Source organism: Actinospineispora eucalypti (assembly GCF_039543365.1).
Taxonomy (GTDB): domain Bacteria; phylum Actinomycetota; class Actinomycetes; order Mycobacteriales; family Pseudonocardiaceae; genus Pseudonocardia; species Pseudonocardia eucalypti.
The window spans coordinates 182,928-199,883 of the sequence record NZ_BAABJP010000015.1 but is presented as its reverse complement, the minus strand read 5'-3'; the positions used below and the strand labels follow the sequence as shown (position 1 = coordinate 199,883).

The window sequence follows — 16,956 nt, the reverse complement described above, 5'->3', positions numbered from 1 at the left end:
GCTCGAACATATAATCGAATGCATGGACAACCGCTTCGGTGAGCGGCTGGCGGGGATGCCCGTTGGTCCGGAGCTGGCCGCGCTGTTGGCGTCGATCGACGTGACGGCGGTGCCGAACGGTTCGATCATCGATGTGTTGCAGGCGTCGGCCCGGCAGCGGGCGCATGCCGATGGGGTGTATCTCGGGGCAGTGGCCTCGACTCTGGAACGTGACCCTTCCGCCGGCCCTGGTTCGGTGGCTTGTCTGGCGGAGCCGGATCGCTATGCGCCCGACGAGGTGCGGGCGGCGTTGGTGATGACCCGCCGTCAGGGGTGGAACGAGTCCGAGTTCGCCTACATCCTGTGCCGGGGACTGCCGGCGGTGCATCAGGAGATGCTGGCCGGTCGGGTCGACCGGGACCGGGCACGGGTGTTCGTCCAGCACCTCGCCGGCCTCCCGGCCGAGCTGGTCGCCAAGGTGCTGAACGCGGTCCTGGCGGCGGCGCCCGGGTTGACCACCGGGCAGCTCCGCGCCCGCATCCTGAAACTGATCATCACGGTGGATCCGGACCACGCCCAGGATGCCTACGAGCGGGCGTTGGCCGAGCGCGCGGTGGTGGGCTATCTCAACCCCGACGGGACGGCGGTGATCAGCGCCTCGGGTCTACCCCCGGACGAGGCGGCCGCGGCGACCGAGCGGATCGCGGGGTTGGCCCGGGCGGCGAAACGGGCGGGACACCCGGGTCGGGTGGATCAGTTGCGCGCGGACATCTACCTGCGCCTGCTGGATGGCCGATTCCACCACCTCACCCGCATAGAAATGATCACCGCCCTCCTCGCCGAAGTCAGACAGACCCAAACACCACCCGTTGAAGTCTCCACGGGCGGCGCCGTGGCGGCCGAAGACCCCGCGTGCCCCGAGCCGAACGACACCGGCCCGCACGACCACCAGCCGGCCGCCGCGCCTCGACCGGCGGTCAGTGAGCACGAACCCCTCGGGTCGGTGACCGGTATCGAGGTCCGTGCCCGGCTCGACAGCCTCGCCGGCATCAACCAGCTACCCGGTGAACTACCCGGCTGGGGACCCATCCCCGCCCAGACCGCGCGTCGGGCAGTGGCTCGACAGCACCACGGCCAGTGGCGGTGGGCGGTCACCGACCACGAGGGCTACCTGCTCGCCGAAGGCCTCACCCGCCGAAGACCCATCACCAAACCACCCCCGTACGAAGCCGAAGGCGGGATCGTCGAGCTGGCCATCCCGGCCACCGTCCTGGCCCGACTGGCCACAGACCCACCACCCGCCTGGGCCGGGGTGATCGGCGACATCGCCACCCAGTACCAACACGCCCGCGCCACGCCGAGCGCCGACCCGAATGCCCAACCGGGGCGACGGTTGCCCGGGTGTGGGCTGCGCCGGTATGTGCAGATCCGGGATCGCACCTGCACCGCGCCCGGCTGCCGACGCCCCGCCACCCAATCCGAGCAGGACCACACCGTCGACCACCAACACGGCGGCCCCACCACCCACACCAACCTCGGACCAGGGTGCAAACACGACCATCGGCTCAAGCACGAAGGAGGCTGGATCGTCACCCAACCCCAACCAGGGAGGTTCATCTGGATCAGCCGACTCGGGCGCCGCTACCACACCCGAGGAGAACGCATCACCGACCCAGAACCCGAGCCACCACCGTTCTAGGCACGGCGGCCGCGGGATACCCGGACGTGTCGATCTTGTGGGGGGACCCGGCCGGAAATCTGACCGAACCAGTGTGGTTTGGGTCCCGATCCACGGGATGGGTCCTGGTTCGCCTGCCCTGATCGGGTTAGCCTGTGCCGATCGCGGCGGCCGGCAAGGGGCCGGCGGAGATGGATGGGGGCGCCCGGGTGATCGAGTTCCGGGAAGTGACCAAGCGATTTCCGGACGGCACGGTGGCGGTCGACCGGTTGAGCATGACCGTCGAGTCCGGCGGCATCACGGTGTTCGTCGGGCCGTCCGGGTGCGGCAAGACCACCTCGCTGCGCATGATCAACCGCATGGTGGAGCCGTCCGAGGGAGCCATCCTGGTGAACGGCGAGGACGTGATGGCCGGTGACCCGGCGTTGCTGCGGCTGGGCATCGGGTACGTGATCCAGCAGGCGGGCCTGTTCCCGCACCGCACCATCGTGGACAACGTGGCCACCGTGCCGCTGCTGCTCGGCTGGGACAAGCACAAGGCCCGCACCCGCGCGCTGGAGCTGATGGAGCTGGTCGGGCTGGTGCCCGAGATGGCCAAGCGCTACCCCGGCCAACTGTCGGGCGGTCAGCAGCAACGCGTCGGCGTGGCCCGCGCGCTGGCCGCCGACCCGCCGGTGCTGCTGATGGACGAGCCGTTCAGCGCGGTCGACCCGGTGGTCCGGGAGAGCCTGCAGGACGAGCTGCTGCGGCTGCAGAACGAGCTGGGCAAGACGATCGTGTTCGTCAGCCACGACATCGACGAGGCGATCAAGCTAGCGGACAAGGTCGCGGTGTTCCGGGTCGGCGGCACGCTGGCCCAGTACGACTCGCCCGGCGCGCTGCTGGCCCGTCCGGCGGACGACTTCGTGGACGGCTTCGTCGGCAAGGACCGCGGCTACCGGGGTCTGGGCTTCCGCTCCGGGGACGGTCTGCCGATCGGCGAGCTGCGCACCGTGGCCGTAGGCGCGGCGACGCCCGAGGAGGGCTGGGCGCTGGTGGTCGACGACGAGCGCCGGCCGCTGGGCTGGGTGGACGCGGCCAAGCACGGTGAGAAGCCGGTCGCCGAGGAGGACATCGTGCCCGGCGGCTCGCTGTACGACACCGAGTCGGACACGCTGCGCGGGGCGCTGGACTCGGCGCTGTCCTCGCCGTCCGGGCTGGGCGTGGCGGTGGACGGCGCCGGCGCGGTGGTCGGTTCGATCGCCGCCGACGACGTCCTGGACCGGCTGGCCGCCGCACGCGCCGACGACGAGGAGGGTGACGCCGCGTGATCTGGGGCTGGGTGCCGCGCAACCTCGACGTGATCGTGGACGCGCTGGCCGAGCACCTCTGGCTGTCCCTGATCCCGGTGGTGATCGGGTTGGTCATCTCGATCCCGCTGGGCTGGCTGGCGAACCGGTCCACGGCGGCCCGCGCCGTGCTCATCCCCAGCGCCGGGGTGCTCTACACGGTGCCCTCGCTGGTGCTGTTCATCGTGCTGCCGGGCATCCTGGGCACCAAGATCCTGGACCCGGTGAACGTGGTGGTCGCGCTGGCCATCTACACGGTGGCGCTGCTGGTCCGCTCGGTCGCCGACGCGCTGGCCGCCGTGCCGGACACGGTGATCGCGGCGGCCACCGCGATGGGTTTCCGGCCGCTGCGCCGGTTCCTCACCGTGGAGTTCCCGCTGTCCGTGCCGGTGCTGGTGGCCGGGCTGCGGGTGGCCACGGTTTCCAACATCAGCCTGGTCAGCATCGGCGCACTGGTCGGCTTCGGCGGGCTCGGCCAGCTGTTCACCGACGGCTACCAGGCGGACAACCCGACCGAGATCGTCACCGGCATCGCCCTGTCCTTGGTGCTCGCACTGGCGGCGGACGCGGTGCTGCTGAGCCTGGGCAAGCTGGTCACCCCCTGGGAGACGGCACAGCACCGGCCGAAGGCGAGGACGGCATGAGCATCCCGGAGATCTTCGCCTGGCTGTTCGACCCGGCGAACTGGGGCGGGTCCACCGGCGTGCTGGCCCGGGTGCTGGAGCACCTCTGGTACAGCGCGCTGGCGGTGGTCGTCGGCGCGCTCGTCGCCGTCCCGGTCGGAGCGCTGGTCGGGCACACCGGCCGGGGCTCGTTCCTGCTGGTCGGGCTGGCCAACGGGCTGCGCGCGCTGCCCGACTTCGGCCTGCTGGTGCTGCTGGTGCTGCTGGTCGGGGTGCAGCTGCTGCCGGTGGTGGTGGCGCTGACCGTGCTCGCCGTGCCGCCGCTGCTGGCCGGCACCTACGCGGGCATCCGCAACGTGGACCGGGCGGTGGTGGACGCCGCGCGCGGCATGGGCATGCGGGAGCGCGCGGTGCTGCTGAAGGTGGAGTTCCCGAACGCGCTGCCGTTGCTCATCGGCGGCCTGCGCTCGGCGTCCCTGCAGGTGGTGGCCACCACCGCGATCGCCGCGTACGTCAGCTTCGGCGGGCTCGGCCGGCTGCTCATCGACGGCCAGCGCAACGGCGACTATGCGCAGATGGGGGCCGGCGCGGTGCTCATCGCGGTGCTCGCGCTGGTGGTGGAGGGGGTGCTGGCCGGGGTGCAGCGGGTCGTGGTCTCCCCGGGGCTGCGCCCGTCCGGCCGGCGCACGTACAAGCAGGCGGAGAAACAGAAAACCACCCAGCCGGCGGGGGTGGCCTCGTGAACCGGCGGATCACCGCGCTGATAGCGGCCCTGGGCGTGGCCGGGCTGGCCCTGGTCGGCTGCGGCCGGGACAGCGACACGCTCTGGGTCGGCTCGGCGGACTTCACCGAGAGCAAGCTGATCGCGGAGATCTACGCCGGCGCACTGCGGGCCAAGGGCATCAAGGTGGAACGGGCCAGCCTGGGCACCCGGGAGGCCTACGTGCCGGCGCTGCGGGACGGCTCGATCGACCTGATCCCGGACTACACCGGCACGCTGCTGCAGTTCCTGAACAAGAAGGCCGAGGAGACCACGCCGGACGCGGTGTACGAGGCATTGAAGCGCACCGTGCCCGCCCCGCTGACCGTGCTGGACCGGTCGCCGGCCGAGGACAAGGACGCGGTGGTGGTGACCAAGGCGTTCGCCCAGCGCAACAACGTCCGGTCCATCGCCGACCTGGCCCCGATGTGCGGCGATCTGGTGTTCGGCGGGCCGTCGGAGTTCCAGCAGCGGGCGGACGGGATGCCCGGCATCGAGCGCACCTACGGCTGCAAGTTCAGGGAGTTCCGCGCGCTGGACACCGGCCCGGTCACCGTGAAGGCGCTGGCCGACGACACCGTGCAGGCGGCGGACATCTTCACCACCAACCCGGCGATCGAGGAGAACGAGTTCATCGCGCTGGACGACCCGAAGAACAACTTCGCCGCGCAGAACGTGGTCCCGCTGATCAACTCGGAGAAGGCGACCCCGCGGGCGCGGGAGATCCTGAACCAGGTCTCGGCCAAGCTGACCACCGAGCTGCTGATCGAGCTGAACCGCGCGGTGAACGCCGCGGACAAGCCGCACACCCGCACCGTGGCGAAGGAGTGGCTCACCGCCAACGGCCTAGGGTAGGGCGGATGTCGATCACCCTTCCCACCGAGCGCGAGCTGCTCGACGAGTGGCTGGCCGTGCTGACCGTGATGGGCGAGCAGCTGGCCGGCCGGGCCGACCGGCCCGTCGTGAACGCGATCGGCCGGCGCAACTTCAGCGTCCAGCTGGAAACCGCGGTGTCCGCGCGGGACCGGCAGGCGCTCGGCGAGTTCACCGCCGCGGTGGGGGAGCTGTACAACCGGCAGTCACGGGCGCACTGGACGGTCAGCGAACAGCTCCTCGGCATGGTCCGAAATGCCACCGGGGAGACCCGGGAAGCCGTACTGCGCCGGTTGGCGGTTGAGCTCTCGGAGTAGGAATCGGCGGCGCCGTGCATTACCGTTGTCCCTGGAACGGCTGACTGAGGGGTGCCGGGATGACGTCGTTGGCCCAGACATTGGTACGGCATGTCTTCGTGCTGTTGGTGATGGCGGCCGGTTCGACCATGGCGCTCGCCGGCGTGGCGACTTCGGACCCGGTGGTCCCGGTGGCGCAGCAACGCGCCCTGCCGGTTCCCGCCCAGACCGGTGACGGCGGGCTCGGTGACGGGAACGGCAACGGGTCCGGTGGTTGCGCCGACCCGTCCTGCGGTGCCGGGAACCTGCCGCAGCCCGGCGGGCCGGTCGGCAACCCCGGTGGCTCGCCCGGGGGGAACGTGCCCATCCCGGTGGGCAACAAGCCCAATACCGGTGGCAAGCCCCCGGTGCTCGGCGGCGGTGGCGGAGGGGGTGGCGGCGGTGGTGCCGCGCCCGCCGTGGCGAGCAACTCGGGCGGCGACGGGCGGGACAACGCCCAGCAGCAGCGCGGCGCCGGCTCCGGCAGCTCCGAGTCCGGCAACTCGGCGCCCCCGGCGCAGAGCGGCGGAAAGCGCCCGGCCGAGGTCCTGTACACCCATGACGACGAGAACCGGAAGGGGTCGGCCGGTGCCGGCGCCGCGGGCGGACGGGTCCAGTGCTCCGACGGCGCCTGCGTGACCATGCCGTTCCTGCCCGCCTGGGTGGTGGTCCTCGGCGCAACGGTGCTGATCTGCGCGACGTTCTACGTGGGCATGCGGCTGGTGGGCAGCCGGTTGCGGCGCTGGGTGGAGTAAACCAGTGTGTACTACCTTGGACGCCTGATCTGACCGGCGGATTGCTCTGAGGTGTCGATGATGGCGACGGCTGGGCTGCGGTGTGCGTTCGCGGTGTTGCTGGTCGTGGCCGCCTCGTTACCGGCGGTCGCGGACCCGGCCTTCACGGATGCCGGTGCGTCGGCGCCGGTCGTGCTGGCGTTCGCCCAGCCCGGCGGGGGTGACGGCGGTGGAGGTGACCCGGGCGGCGGCTGCGCCGACGGTTCGTGCGCGGGCAACCTCCCCCGGCCCGGCGGGAGTGCGGGTTCTCCCGGTTCGGTCGGTTCCGGGTACGAGTTCGAAGCCCCGCCGGCGGACACCGCGACGACCGCCGAGACCGGCTGGTTCACCGAGCTGAAGAAGGCCCTCGGGTTCGGCAACAACGCCGAGGCGCCGGGCCGCTCGGACCCGGGCGGGGTGACCGACCCGGAGCAGGAGAAGCTCCGCCATCCCGGCCGGCCGAGTGGCGCGGACGGGGCGTCCGGCGGGGCGCAGTGTGCCGATGGCGCGTGTGTGAGCTCGCCGTTCCTGCCCATGCCGGCACTGATCGCGATCTCGGCCGTGCTGCTGGTGCTGCTGCTGGTCGTGAGCATGCGCCTGGTGGTCACCGGGCGACCGCGGCGACGCGGGGAATGAGCCGACCAGTTCCGGCGGCCACCGCGCTGGCGGTGATCGCGCTGCTGGCCGGCGGGTGCGCGGTGCCGGCGATCCCGCCCTACGCCCCGCCGCCGGCCATCGAGTCACCGCCCCGGGAGGTGCCCGCCCCGGCCAACTGCACCCGCACGCTCACCGATGCGGACAGCGCCCAGGGCGCCCTGGACCGGGCCGACCCCGGTGAACGGCTGTGCCTGCGCGGGGAGTTCCCGCCGGGCACCGAGCTGCGCCTGGACCGCTCGGGCAGCCCGGGCGAGCCGATCGAGCTGATGTCCGGCGGCTCCACCGTTGCCAGCGTGACGGTGATCGCCGACCACGTGCTGGTCGACGGCCTGAACACCCGGGGCGGGGCGGGCATCCACGCCGAGGGCACCGACATCGTCATCCGGAACAACGACGTGCGCGGGGCCGACGGGGACGGCATCGAGTGCGCCCCCTGCGTCCACGCCGCCGTGGTGGACAACACCGTGTCCGGGGTCGGCGGCACCGGTGTGCAGGTCGCCGGGCGGGACATCGCGGTGATCAACAACGACATCCGGGGGACCGGCCGGATGGCCCAGCCGGACAGCGACGGCGTGCGGTTCTTCGGCGTGAACCTGAACATCGAGAACAACCGGGTGCACGACATCGGCCGGCGCAGCTGCTTCCGCACCTTTCCCGGCCCGTCGCTCTCCAGCCGGGGCCGTTCCCCGGACGCGGACTCCGACGAACCCTCCCGGAGCTCCGACCCGGACCCCGGCTCCGACCCTGACCGCGGTTCCGGTCCGGACTCCGGCGAGCGGGGCTCGGACGAAGGCGGCTCGGACCGAGACTCGGACGGAAGCGGTTCGGACGAGCGCGGCTCGGACCGGGGAGGCTCGGGCGGAAGCGGTTCGGACGAGGGCGGCTCGGATGAGGGTGGTTCGAACGAGCGCGGTTCGGACGAGGGTGGCGCGGGATCGTCGGCCAGCCGGACGGCGGCGGCGGTGCGGGCCACCTACGGCGTGACCGTGCAGCGGAACCGCTGCGTGGATGCGGACGAATGGTGCCTGCTGGCCAGCGGCACCGAGGGCTCCAACCTGGGCGCCCAGGCGACCATCCAGTTCCTGAACAACTACTGCCAGACCGGTTCCACCGAGGGGGTGCGGCTGGAGGCCTACCCGAACGTGGTGGTCCGGGGCACCACCTTCGCGGCCGACTACCGGACGGCGGTGCTGGCCGAACGGGGAGCCACCGGCGTCAAGCTCTCCGACAACATCCTGCTCGGCACCTTCGGGCTCTCCCAGCTGGACGAAACCTCCCGCCCGGGTTTCGCGGAGTCCAACAACCTGAACAAGTAGGTCAGCGCGGCAGGCTCTGCCAGAACTGCAGCTCGTAGGCCTGCAACAGCCGGGCGGCCCGGGCGATGGCGGCCGGCTCGACGCCCTCGGCGAGGCCGGCGTCGATCACCGCCAGGCTGATCCGCTCCAGCTCGCCGGTCGGCCCGGAGAAGTGGGCGAAGAAGGCACACTCGGCGTCGCCGAGCCCGTAGCCGCGGGTCAACGCGGCGTGCATGCGCGCGCAGGCGCCGCCCCAGGCCTCCAGGTTGACCAGGAATGCGCCGGCCACCTCGGCCGGGCTGCCGTCCCGGGCCAGCCGGGCCACGTAGCTCGGGTAGGCCTGGCAGCCCGGGGTCGGCTCGTACGTGTCGGTCAGCCCGACGGCGGCGGCCAGGGTGTCCAGTGCGGCCAGGGCGACGCCCTCGCCGGCGGCCATGCCGGTGAGGTAGCCGTGCGCCGGCTCGTCCGGGCGCCGCCGGGCCAGCGCCTCGAAGCTGCGCCGGTCGCTGGGGATCACGAACAGCTGCTCGCCGGCGAAGCCCCGCAGGGCCTTCCGGTCCAGGGCTCCGGCCTCGAGGTCGGCCAGCCACCGGTTGTCCCGGATCTGTTGCTCGACCTCGCGCAGATCGTCCCGAACCCGCCCGCAGAGTGTCACCGCATCCACCGGGCCGACCATACGGGTGATCGCGGCTGCGTTCCGCGTCATTTCTTCGGGCCGTACGGATGACACCCGCCGCGGACCGCATGTCGCGGGGCTTTCCCGGCGGGTGCGAGCGTTACATTTGCGCCGCGAACGACGTGGGACAGCGGAGGTTTGTGGGCATGGCGAGCATTGGCGAGGTGCAGTCCGGCATCGCGCTGGCCAATCAGAAGGCCTCGGAGAGCCTCGGCGCGCTGCAACAGGCGCACTCCCAGCTGGAGGAGGCGCAGAACTCGCTGACCCGGGTCACCGAGGGCAGCGCGCAGGGCGACGTGAACGACGCGGTCAACCAGCTGCAGCACGCGATCAGCAGTCTGTCCGAGGTACAGAACCAGGTTCGCTCGGCGATCGACACCGCCGAGGGGATCTCCCAGCGGCTGTAGCGACCCGCGATGGACGACTCCCTCGGTGAGATCAGGGCGGCGCTCGCGGACGTCAGCCAGCGGCTGTACCAGGCCCACCACTGCGCCGGGTTGGCGGCGAAGGGCATTGCCGAGGCGGTTGCCGTGCTGACCGACCTGGACCGGTCGCACCACGAGTCGCTGGTCCCGCCCGAGCTGTTGCGCGCCGACGAGGAACTGACCCGGGGGTTGGGCCTGATCAGCGGCGGCGTGGACTCCGTGGCGGCGGTCGAGGCCCGCCTCTAGTGTCCCGGCGCCAGGACCGGCGGGACCGGATCGCCCGCGCCTTCCAGGCGTTCCGGGTGGCGGTCGGCGCGTCCCGCGGCGCGGCCTTCGCGCTGCGGGACCAGGCGGTCACCGCCCACGCCTCAGCGCTGTTCGAGCTGATCCTGCGGGAGAAGGGCGTCGACCACGCCGCCGAGCACCCGGTGCTGTCCCGGGCGATGCGCAACCCGCTGCTGGCCGAGCCGCTGCACCACGTGCTCACCGACCAGCGGGCGGTGTTCGGCGACTGGGTGGCCAGCGAGCCGGACCGGCTGGCCGAGCTGGTCACCGACGCGGCACCGGGCGCCGCCGGCGAGCCGCACGGGCGGTGGCTGGGCGAGATCGGCAAGGTGGACGGCACCGGTCCGGTGCCCGAGCTGTGGCGGATCGGCACCGCGCAGGCCGACGGCGCGCCCGACCACTTCCCGTTCCCGGTGGCCGTCCCGCTGCTGGACGAGTCGCACCTGGAGATCACCTCCACGCCGGCCACCCGGGACGCGGCCGAGTCGCTGATGGAGTCGCTGCTGCTGCGGGTGGTCAGCTACTTCCGCCCGGGGATGGTGGCGCTGCACGTGTGGGACGTCGGCCAGCTGGCCGGCGCGCTGCCCGGGCTGTACCCGCTGACCCGGGGCGGGCTGCTCACCGTGCACGATCCCGGCCGGCTGGACGAGCTGCTCGAGGAGCTGTCCGAGCACATCCGCCGGCTGCACACGAGGGTGCTGGTGGACGGGCACCCCTCGCTGCGCGCGCTGGCCGGGACCACCGGCTCCCGCACCGAGCCGTGGGTGGTGGCCGCGCTGGTCGGCAACCACGCCGCGCTGCCCGACGACGAGCGCAAGGCGCTGCAGCGGATCGCCCGGGGCGGCCTGGCCTGCGGCATCCAGCTGATCCTGCTGGACGTGCCGCTGACCATCAGTGCGCCGGTGGAGTCGGTGCGCTTCGCCGAGCCGTCGCACCTGTCCGAGCCGGTCACCGCCCGCTGCTCGATGAGCGGCCCGTACGCCACGGTGACCATGGACGAGCCGCTGCCCCGCGAGCGGGTCACCACCGCCTGCCACGCCATCGCCGAGGAGCTGGAACACCTGCGCGCCCGGGTCGGCGCGTTCGGCGACCTGCTGCCCACCGGGGAGTGGTGGTCGACCGGGTCCGCCTCCGGGGTGCGCGCGCCGGTGGGTTTCCGGGACGGCGTGCCGGTGGAGGTCGCCCTGTGCGACGCGTCGCCGCACGCCCTGGTCGGCGGCCCGAGCGGTTCCGGCAAGACCAACTTCCTGTTCGCCATGATCGGCTCGCTGGCCGCCCGCTACTCGCCGGACGAGCTGGAGCTGTACCTGCTCGACTTCAAGGAGGGCGTCTCCTTCGCCCAGTTCACCCCGGGCCGGCGGGACCCCTCCTGGCTGCCGCACGCCCGGCTGGTCGGCGTGAACATCAACACCGACCGGGAGTTCGGGCTCGCGCTGCTGCGTTTTCTCGCCGAACAGATGCGCCGCCGGGCGGAGGCGGCCAAGGCGCAAGAGGTGACCAAGCTGGAGGAGCTGCGCGCGGCCGACCGCGACGGCCGGTGGCCCCGGATCGTGGCGGTGATCGACGAGTTCCAGTTCCTGTTCGCCGAACGGGACGCGGTCACCCGGGAGGCGGTCGGGCTGCTCGAGGACGTGGCCCGACGCGGCCGTTCGCAGGGCATCCACCTGGTTCTCTCCAGCCAGGACGTGTCCGGCATCGAGGCGTTCTGGGGCCGGCCGGCGATCTTCGAACAGTTCGTGCTGCGCATCGCGCTGCCCCGGTCCCGCCGCGTGCTGGCCGACCTGAACGACGAGGCGCTGTCCCTGCCCCGCTGGCACGCGGTGCTCAACCACGAGTCCGGCATCCGGCACGGCAACGAGGTGGTGAGGATCCCGGACGCCACGGCGAAGGGCACCCTGGACGAGCTGCAGGAGCGGCTGTGGCGGCGGCGCCCGGCCGAGCTGACGGTGCCGCGGCTGTTCGACGCCGGCCGGACCCCGTCGCTGGCCTCGCTGATGCCCGGGTCGGACACGCCCGTGCCGGTGGCCGTGCTGGGCCAGCTGGTGGACGTGGCCGGCAGCGCGGCCTCGGTGCCGATGGCCCGCACCCCGGGCCGCAACATCGCGGTGATCTCCTCGTCGGTGGCCGACGCCTCGGCCGTGCTGGCCGCCGCCGGGGTGTCGCTGGCCCACCAGCACGCGCCCGGTTCCGCGCGGTTCACCCTGGTCGCGCTGGTGCCGGAGGCGGCGGCGCCGGTGGCCGAGCTGGCCCGGCGGCTGTCCGGGCACCGGGTGGAGACGCTGGCCCTGGACGGCTTCGGCGAGCTGATCTCCTCGCTGTCGTCGCGGGTCGTATCCCGGTTGGCCGGCGGCGCCCCGGACCCGGACCCGCACTACCTGTTCCTGTTCGGCGTGGACGGGGCCAGCGGCGTGCTCGAGCAGAAGGACCCGGCGACCTTCCGCAGCGGCCTGGACGCTCTCCGCCAGGTGCTGCGCGGCGGCCCCGAGACCGGGCTGCACCTGGTCGGCTGGTGGCGCAGCGTGCAGCGGCTGCGCTCGGTGCTCTCCATGGGCGCGGGGGTGGACGACGTCGGCTGCTGGGTGGCGTTCGACGTGCAGGGCTCGGAGCTGGGCACCCTGGCGCCCGGGATGGTCAACTGGTCACCCCGGCCGGCCCGGGGGCTGCTGTTCGACCGCTACACCCTCGGCCGGCCCGAGGTCCTGATCCTGCCGGACGTCACGGAGCCGCCGGAATGAGCGCCGCGCGCCGCTACAAGGACATCATCGGCGGGATGACCGAGGCCGTGGAACGGCTGCGACACGACGACGCCACCCGGGCGGCCGCCCTGGAGAAGGCGCTGGTCGAGCTGCACGACGCGATGGAGGCCGCGGCCGACCGCGCCGCCCTTTCCGAGCTCGGCGCCGCGCTGCGCTGGGAGTCCGCGCTGGAACACCTCTGGCACGAGCAGTGGCTGACCCTGAGCCCGCTGCCCAAGCCTGACCCCCGGGCCTCCCCGCGCGACCTGGAGTACTACGAGGCCGTCGTGGAGCAGCGCTACGAAGCGCTCGAGGAAGCCATCCGCAAACGAGTCCTCGGCCGCCGCTGAGGGCTACTCACTCTTCGTCGTCGAAGTCGTCGCGGGCCAGGAAGGTGGCCAACCGGTCCACCGCCACCTCGAAGTCGGGGTTCAGGTCCACGAAGGCGCGCAGCCGTTCGGCGAGCCATTCCAGGGTGACCTGCTCCTCGCCCCTGCGCTGCTCGAGCTCCTCGATGCCCCGATCGGTGAAGTACACGTGGTGACCCTAATACCAGCGGGTATCTGGGTCCTCGGGCGTCCAGTTCATCTTGACTGTCACTCGATCGGAGGGCTACGGTTCAGTAGGTCGATCAACGCTTGACTATCTTGCCCGAGACCCGGAGCGGGAGCGCATGTCACCACCCAGCCGGGACGAGCTGCGGGAGAAGTTTGCCGTGCTCGCCGAGGGCGCACGCGACTCCGGCGCACGGGCGGCCAGCTCACTACGGGTCCGGTTCGCGGCCATGCCCCGCGTGGCCCGCCTCGGCGGCGTCGCGGTGATGGTGATCATCGTACTCGGCGTGGTGGCCGGGGTGCTGGCCGGCCGCGGCGGCCCCGAGGGCCAGCCGGGCAGTCCCGAGGGCCAGCCGGGTAACCAGGCGCCGGCGATCGCCAGCACGCCGCGCACCACCGAGCGGGAGACCAGCCAGACCACGGGCGCGCCGCCGGTCCCGGGCGCCCCGCCCCGCCCGGACACCCCGACCACGACCTCCCCGGGCGGCCCGGACGCCGCCCAGCCACCCGCCGCCCAGCCGCCCACCACGCAGTCGCCCGCCGCCCAGCCGCCCACCACGGCGCCGGAGAGTACGGTGCCCGAGGTGCGGGAACATGTGGTACGGGGCGGCGAGACGCTGGCCAAGATCGCGTTGCGCTACGACGTGCCGTTCGAGCAGATCGCGGCGGACAGCGGCATCACCAACCCGAACCGAGTGCGCGTCGGGCAGCGGTTGGTCATCCGTCCGAAGCCGCCCGGTGTGGAGGTAATCCAGCCGGGACGTACCCTGAGTGACTATGCACGCCGTTCCGGGCACGGGTTGGATCAGCTGATGCGAATGAACCCGCAGCTGAGCAGCCCCGATCGCATCCTGGCCGGCGGCATCCTGCATGTCTGACCAGGCCCCCGAGCGGCCGGACCCATCCCAGGGCAACGCTCCCGCCCCCCGGCCGGCGCGGGTGCCCGGGGGGCCGCCGGTGCCGCCGCAAGGCCGGGTGACCGGCGCGCCGCCGGCGCGCCAGCCGGCCCCGGTGCCCCGGGCGGTGCCGAACCCGCTGTCGTCGCCGAACGGCCCGGTCCCGCCGCCCCCCGGCGCGCGGAACGGTTCGCCGCCCAAACCCCCGGCGCCGCACTCTCCGGCGCCACCCGCCGGGCCGTCGAATGGCGCGAGGCCGAAGGCCCCGACACCCAAGGCCCCGGCACCGAACGGCCCGGGATCCAATGGGCTGGCGCCGAACGGATCGGGACCGAAGGCCCCGGCCCCGCACTCCGGGCCGCCCAGCTCGCCGAGCCTGCCGGGGCAGCCGCCGAGGGTCGCGCCCAGGCCCCGCATAGGCCCTTCCGCCGCACCGAACGCCGCTCCCGGGTCGCCTTCGGCGCTGGTCGGGCCTCCGGGCGGCAAGCCGATCGCGCGCCAGTTCGGCCAGCCGGTTCGCCCGAACCGCTCGTTATCCGAGCCGGACAAGCCGACCAGGGCGTTACCCGGGCGGGGCGGCCGTTCCCCGGAGCCGAGCCGGCCGCCGGGCGGTACCCCCCAGCCCAGCACGCAACAGCCCGGCGCGCCCCATACGAACGGCCACCGCCCGGGGGAGGAACGCTCCCGGGCGCTGTCCCGCCCGGCCGAGCCGGCCGGGGTCGAGCTGCTCGGCGACCGGCTGGCCGGTTGGCTCGCCTCGGCGCGCGCCCTCCTGGCGCCGCCACCCCCTCGGCCCGGCAGCAAGACCACACAGACTCGGGTGCCGCCCGGGTTGGGTGTGCTGAGCCTGCTCGCGGTGGCCATGGTGCCGGGCGCGGGCATGGCCGCCGGCGCGATCACCGTGGCCGCCGACGCCTACTGCACCTACGGGTCGTTCTGCCTCTACTCCGGCCCGAACTTCACCGGCGACAAGGTGGAGTACCACCACGACCAGATGTTCTGCCAGGACGGGAAGCCGGCGCTGGACCTGCGCGCGGTCCTGCCGGCCGGCGTGCGTTCGGTGGTGAACAACACCCGCACCGAGACCAGCGGCCAGGCGGTGAAGTTCTTCAGCGGCGGCCAGCACCTGGTGCTCAGCACGGTCAGCCCGGGGCGCGAGGTCACCGAGATGACCGCGAACACGTCCGAGGCCATGCAGAGCCTCTGCGTCTATCCCGGCAGGTGAACGTTGCGCGCGTCGTAGGCGGCGCGCGCGGCGGCGATCTCGTGCTGGTGCCGTTCGGTCCAGCTGACCAGCGCCTGGATGGTGTCCAGCAGCGTGCAGCCCAGATCGGTGACCTCGTAGTCGACCCTGGGCGGCACCACCGGGTGCACCGTGCGGCGGACCAGCCCGTCCCGCTCCAGGTGGCGCAGCGTGGTGGTGAGCATGCGCTGGCTGATCCCGTCGATGCTGCGGCGGAGCTCGGTGAAGCGCATGGTGTCCCGGTCCAGCAGCGAGATCACCAGTAACGACCACTTGTCGGCGATCCGGTCCAGGATCTGCCGGACCTCACAGTCCTCCCGGGTGTCCCACTGCAGCGCCCCGTACGGGTCGTTGGTGCAGTCCAGGTGACTCGGTGAGTTCAAAGTGCCTTCTTCCACAACGGTCCATGGTGACGCATAGTGCGATCAGTTACAAGAAGGAACTAAGGAGCTTCTCAGTGACTGTGACTCGTGTGCAGCCGAGCCGCCTGGGCATCGGCGCACTCTTCGTGTTGTGCGGCGCGATCTTCCTCGAGGCGATCGACATCACCATGCTGAACGTGGCGCTGCCGGCGGTACGCGCCGAGCTCGGGCTTTCCACGGCGATGCTCAGCGGGGCGGTCAGCGCCTACGTGCTCGGCTACGGCGGCCTGATGCTGCTCGGCGGCCGGGTGGCCGACCTGCTCGGCCGGCGCCGGGTGTTCCTGGCCTCGCTGGCGGTGTTCCTGGTGTTCTCCGCGCTGGGCGGGTTCGCCGGGGAGGGGTGGACGCTGCTGGTCGCCCGGTTCGTGAAGGGCGTCGCGGCCGCGTTCATGACGCCGGCCGGGCTGTCGCTGATCACCACCGCCGTACCGGAGGGCCGGCAACGCAACCGGGCGCTGCTGATCTACGCGGGGGTCGGCGCGGGTGGTTACTCGCTGGGCCTGGTGATCGGTGCGCTGCTGGCGGCGGTGGACTGGCGATGGGTGTTCTTCGCCCCGGCGGTGCTGTCCGGGCTGATCCTCGCGCTGGGGCTGGCGGTGCTGCCCCGCGACGGGGTGGTCGCGCGGCCGGACGGGCGGACCGACCTGGCCGGTGCGATCACCATCACCTCGGCGATGCTGCTGCTGGCCTACGGGGTGGTGCGGCTGGAACACGGGCTGGCCGGGTCGCTGGGCGCGTTGCTCGGCGGGTTGGTCCTGGTCGGGGTGTTCGTGCTGGTGGAGCGGCGCTCGGCGGCGCCGCTGGTGCGGCTGGGCATCTTCGCGTCCGCGCCCCTGGTGCGGGCCAACCTGGCCGCGCTGCTGTTCGTCGGGTCGTTCTTCGGGTTCTTCTTCCTGGTCACGCTGTACCTGCAGGAGCTGCGTGGCTGGTCGGCACTGCAGACCGCGTCCGTGCTGGTGCTGGCCGGCGTGGACGCGATCCTCGCGCCGACCTTGGCGCCGCCGCTGGTGAACCGGTTCGGCACGGCGCGGGTGGTGTTCGGCGGGATCCTGCTGGGCACGCTGGGCTACCTGCTGTTCCTGCCGGTCGGGCTGGACTGGACCTACCTCGCCATGTTCCCCAGCACGCTGCTGCTCGGGCTGGCCTTCTCGCTGGTCTACGGCCCGTTGACGATCGCGGCCACGGACGGCGTGGCGGCGGACGAGCAGGGCCTGGCCAGCGGCCTGCTGAACACCTCGATCCAGTTCGGTACCGCGCTGGGGCTCTCCGCCGTGACGGCGGTCAGCGTGGCCGCCGGCACGCCCGGCGACTCCGGCCTGGACGCCCTCCGCGCCGCCTTGTGGATACCCCTGGCCGGCGCCGCCCTGGCCGCCCTGATCATCGCCACCGGCCTGCGCCGGCCGGTCGAAGGGCGGTAGT

General features: G+C 72.6%; 19 protein-coding genes. 16 read left to right on the top strand and 3 right to left on the bottom strand.

The window, feature by feature from the left end; translation table 11 throughout:
* Positions 1-22: 22 nt before the first annotated feature.
* The 9 genes from ABEB12_RS17060 to ABEB12_RS17020 all read left to right on the top strand — a co-directional run bounded on the left by ABEB12_RS17060 (position 23) and on the right by ABEB12_RS17020 (position 8,322).
* Entirely contained in the window at positions 23-1,678 is a 1,656-nt protein-coding gene (locus ABEB12_RS17060; RefSeq protein ID WP_185059440.1) for a DUF222 domain-containing protein, read from the top strand.
* A 170-nt stretch (positions 1,679-1,848) separates the two neighbouring features.
* Positions 1,849-2,967, top strand: a complete 1,119-nt coding sequence (locus ABEB12_RS17055; protein ID WP_221497904.1) for an ABC transporter ATP-binding protein — start codon at positions 1,849-1,851, stop codon at positions 2,965-2,967.
* Positions 2,964-3,629: an ABC transporter permease gene (locus tag ABEB12_RS17050; RefSeq protein WP_345702889.1), complete on the top strand. Its 666-nt coding sequence runs from the start codon at positions 2,964-2,966 to the stop codon at positions 3,627-3,629. The genes ABEB12_RS17055 and ABEB12_RS17050 overlap by 4 nt, the downstream gene beginning before the upstream one ends.
* Positions 3,626-4,351, top strand: coding sequence for an ABC transporter permease subunit (locus ABEB12_RS17045; RefSeq protein ID WP_185059441.1), 726 nt, complete (start codon positions 3,626-3,628; stop codon positions 4,349-4,351). Before ABEB12_RS17050 ends, ABEB12_RS17045 begins: the two co-directional genes overlap by 4 nt.
* Positions 4,348-5,223 carry a glycine betaine ABC transporter substrate-binding protein gene (locus ABEB12_RS17040; protein WP_185059442.1) on the top strand — a complete coding sequence of 292 codons (876 nt, stop codon included), beginning with the start codon at positions 4,348-4,350 and terminating at the stop codon, positions 5,221-5,223. Before ABEB12_RS17045 ends, ABEB12_RS17040 begins: the two co-directional genes overlap by 4 nt.
* A gap of 5 nt (positions 5,224-5,228) precedes the next feature.
* A complete protein-coding gene (locus ABEB12_RS17035) occupies positions 5,229-5,558 on the top strand; it encodes a hypothetical protein (protein WP_185059443.1) in 330 nt (109 codons plus the stop codon).
* Positions 5,559-5,617: 59 nt separating this feature from the next.
* Positions 5,618-6,331 carry a hypothetical protein gene (locus ABEB12_RS17030; protein ID WP_185059444.1) on the top strand — a complete coding sequence of 238 codons (714 nt, stop codon included), beginning with the start codon at positions 5,618-5,620 and terminating at the stop codon, positions 6,329-6,331.
* Positions 6,332-6,391: 60 nt separating this feature from the next.
* A complete protein-coding gene (locus tag ABEB12_RS17025; RefSeq protein ID WP_185059445.1) occupies positions 6,392-6,985 on the top strand; it encodes a hypothetical protein in 594 nt (197 codons plus the stop codon).
* A complete protein-coding gene (locus ABEB12_RS17020; protein WP_185059446.1) occupies positions 6,982-8,322 on the top strand; it encodes a right-handed parallel beta-helix repeat-containing protein in 1,341 nt (446 codons plus the stop codon). The genes ABEB12_RS17025 and ABEB12_RS17020 overlap by 4 nt, the downstream gene beginning before the upstream one ends.
* A gap of 1 nt (position 8,323) precedes the next feature.
* On the opposite strand, the gene ABEB12_RS17015 is transcribed toward ABEB12_RS17020, so the two are convergent.
* Entirely contained in the window at positions 8,324-8,965 is a 642-nt protein-coding gene (locus ABEB12_RS17015) for a thiaminase II/PqqC family protein (RefSeq protein WP_185059447.1), read from the bottom strand.
* Positions 8,966-9,123: 158 nt separating this feature from the next.
* Here ABEB12_RS17015 and ABEB12_RS17010 point away from each other — a divergent pair, with 158 nt between their 5' ends.
* From ABEB12_RS17010 to ABEB12_RS16995, 4 genes are read left to right on the top strand one after another with little or no spacing between them, the layout of a single operon-like run.
* Positions 9,124-9,384 (top strand): hypothetical protein, encoded by a 261-nt coding sequence (locus tag ABEB12_RS17010; RefSeq protein ID WP_185059448.1) that lies wholly within the window; start codon positions 9,124-9,126, stop codon positions 9,382-9,384.
* A gap of 9 nt (positions 9,385-9,393) precedes the next feature.
* Positions 9,394-9,648, top strand: a complete 255-nt coding sequence (locus ABEB12_RS17005) for a hypothetical protein (RefSeq protein WP_185059449.1) — start codon at positions 9,394-9,396, stop codon at positions 9,646-9,648.
* Complete coding sequence (locus ABEB12_RS17000; RefSeq protein WP_185059450.1) at positions 9,648-12,422, top strand: FtsK/SpoIIIE domain-containing protein; 2,775 nt, start codon at positions 9,648-9,650, stop codon at positions 12,420-12,422. The genes ABEB12_RS17005 and ABEB12_RS17000 overlap by 1 nt, the downstream gene beginning before the upstream one ends.
* Complete coding sequence (locus ABEB12_RS16995) at positions 12,419-12,772, top strand: hypothetical protein (protein WP_185059451.1); 354 nt, start codon at positions 12,419-12,421, stop codon at positions 12,770-12,772. Before ABEB12_RS17000 ends, ABEB12_RS16995 begins: the two co-directional genes overlap by 4 nt.
* Positions 12,773-12,779: 7 nt before the next feature.
* Here the strand turns inward: ABEB12_RS16995 and ABEB12_RS16990 are convergent, their stop codons facing one another.
* The gene (locus ABEB12_RS16990) at positions 12,780-12,959 is read right to left on the bottom strand and encodes a DUF6104 family protein (RefSeq protein WP_185059452.1); all 180 of its coding nucleotides are present in this window, start codon (positions 12,957-12,959) and stop codon (positions 12,780-12,782) included.
* A 136-nt stretch (positions 12,960-13,095) separates the two neighbouring features.
* Here ABEB12_RS16990 and ABEB12_RS16985 point away from each other — a divergent pair, with 136 nt between their 5' ends.
* On the top strand, positions 13,096-13,854 hold the full coding sequence (locus ABEB12_RS16985) for a LysM peptidoglycan-binding domain-containing protein (protein ID WP_185059453.1): 759 nt from the start codon (positions 13,096-13,098) through the stop codon (positions 13,852-13,854).
* Positions 13,847-15,097 (top strand): peptidase inhibitor family I36 protein, encoded by a 1,251-nt coding sequence (locus ABEB12_RS16980; RefSeq protein ID WP_185059454.1) that lies wholly within the window; start codon positions 13,847-13,849, stop codon positions 15,095-15,097. The genes ABEB12_RS16985 and ABEB12_RS16980 overlap by 8 nt, the downstream gene beginning before the upstream one ends.
* On the opposite strand, the gene ABEB12_RS16975 is transcribed toward ABEB12_RS16980, so the two are convergent.
* Positions 15,082-15,498, bottom strand: a complete 417-nt coding sequence (locus ABEB12_RS16975; protein ID WP_221497574.1) for a winged helix-turn-helix transcriptional regulator — start codon at positions 15,496-15,498, stop codon at positions 15,082-15,084. The two genes, ABEB12_RS16980 and ABEB12_RS16975, sit on opposite strands and share 16 nt — an antisense overlap.
* Before the next feature lie 74 nt (positions 15,499-15,572).
* Here ABEB12_RS16975 and ABEB12_RS16970 point away from each other — a divergent pair, with 74 nt between their 5' ends.
* Positions 15,573-16,955, top strand: a complete 1,383-nt coding sequence (locus tag ABEB12_RS16970) for an MFS transporter (protein ID WP_345702888.1) — start codon at positions 15,573-15,575, stop codon at positions 16,953-16,955.
* Position 16,956: the final 1 nt, after the last annotated feature.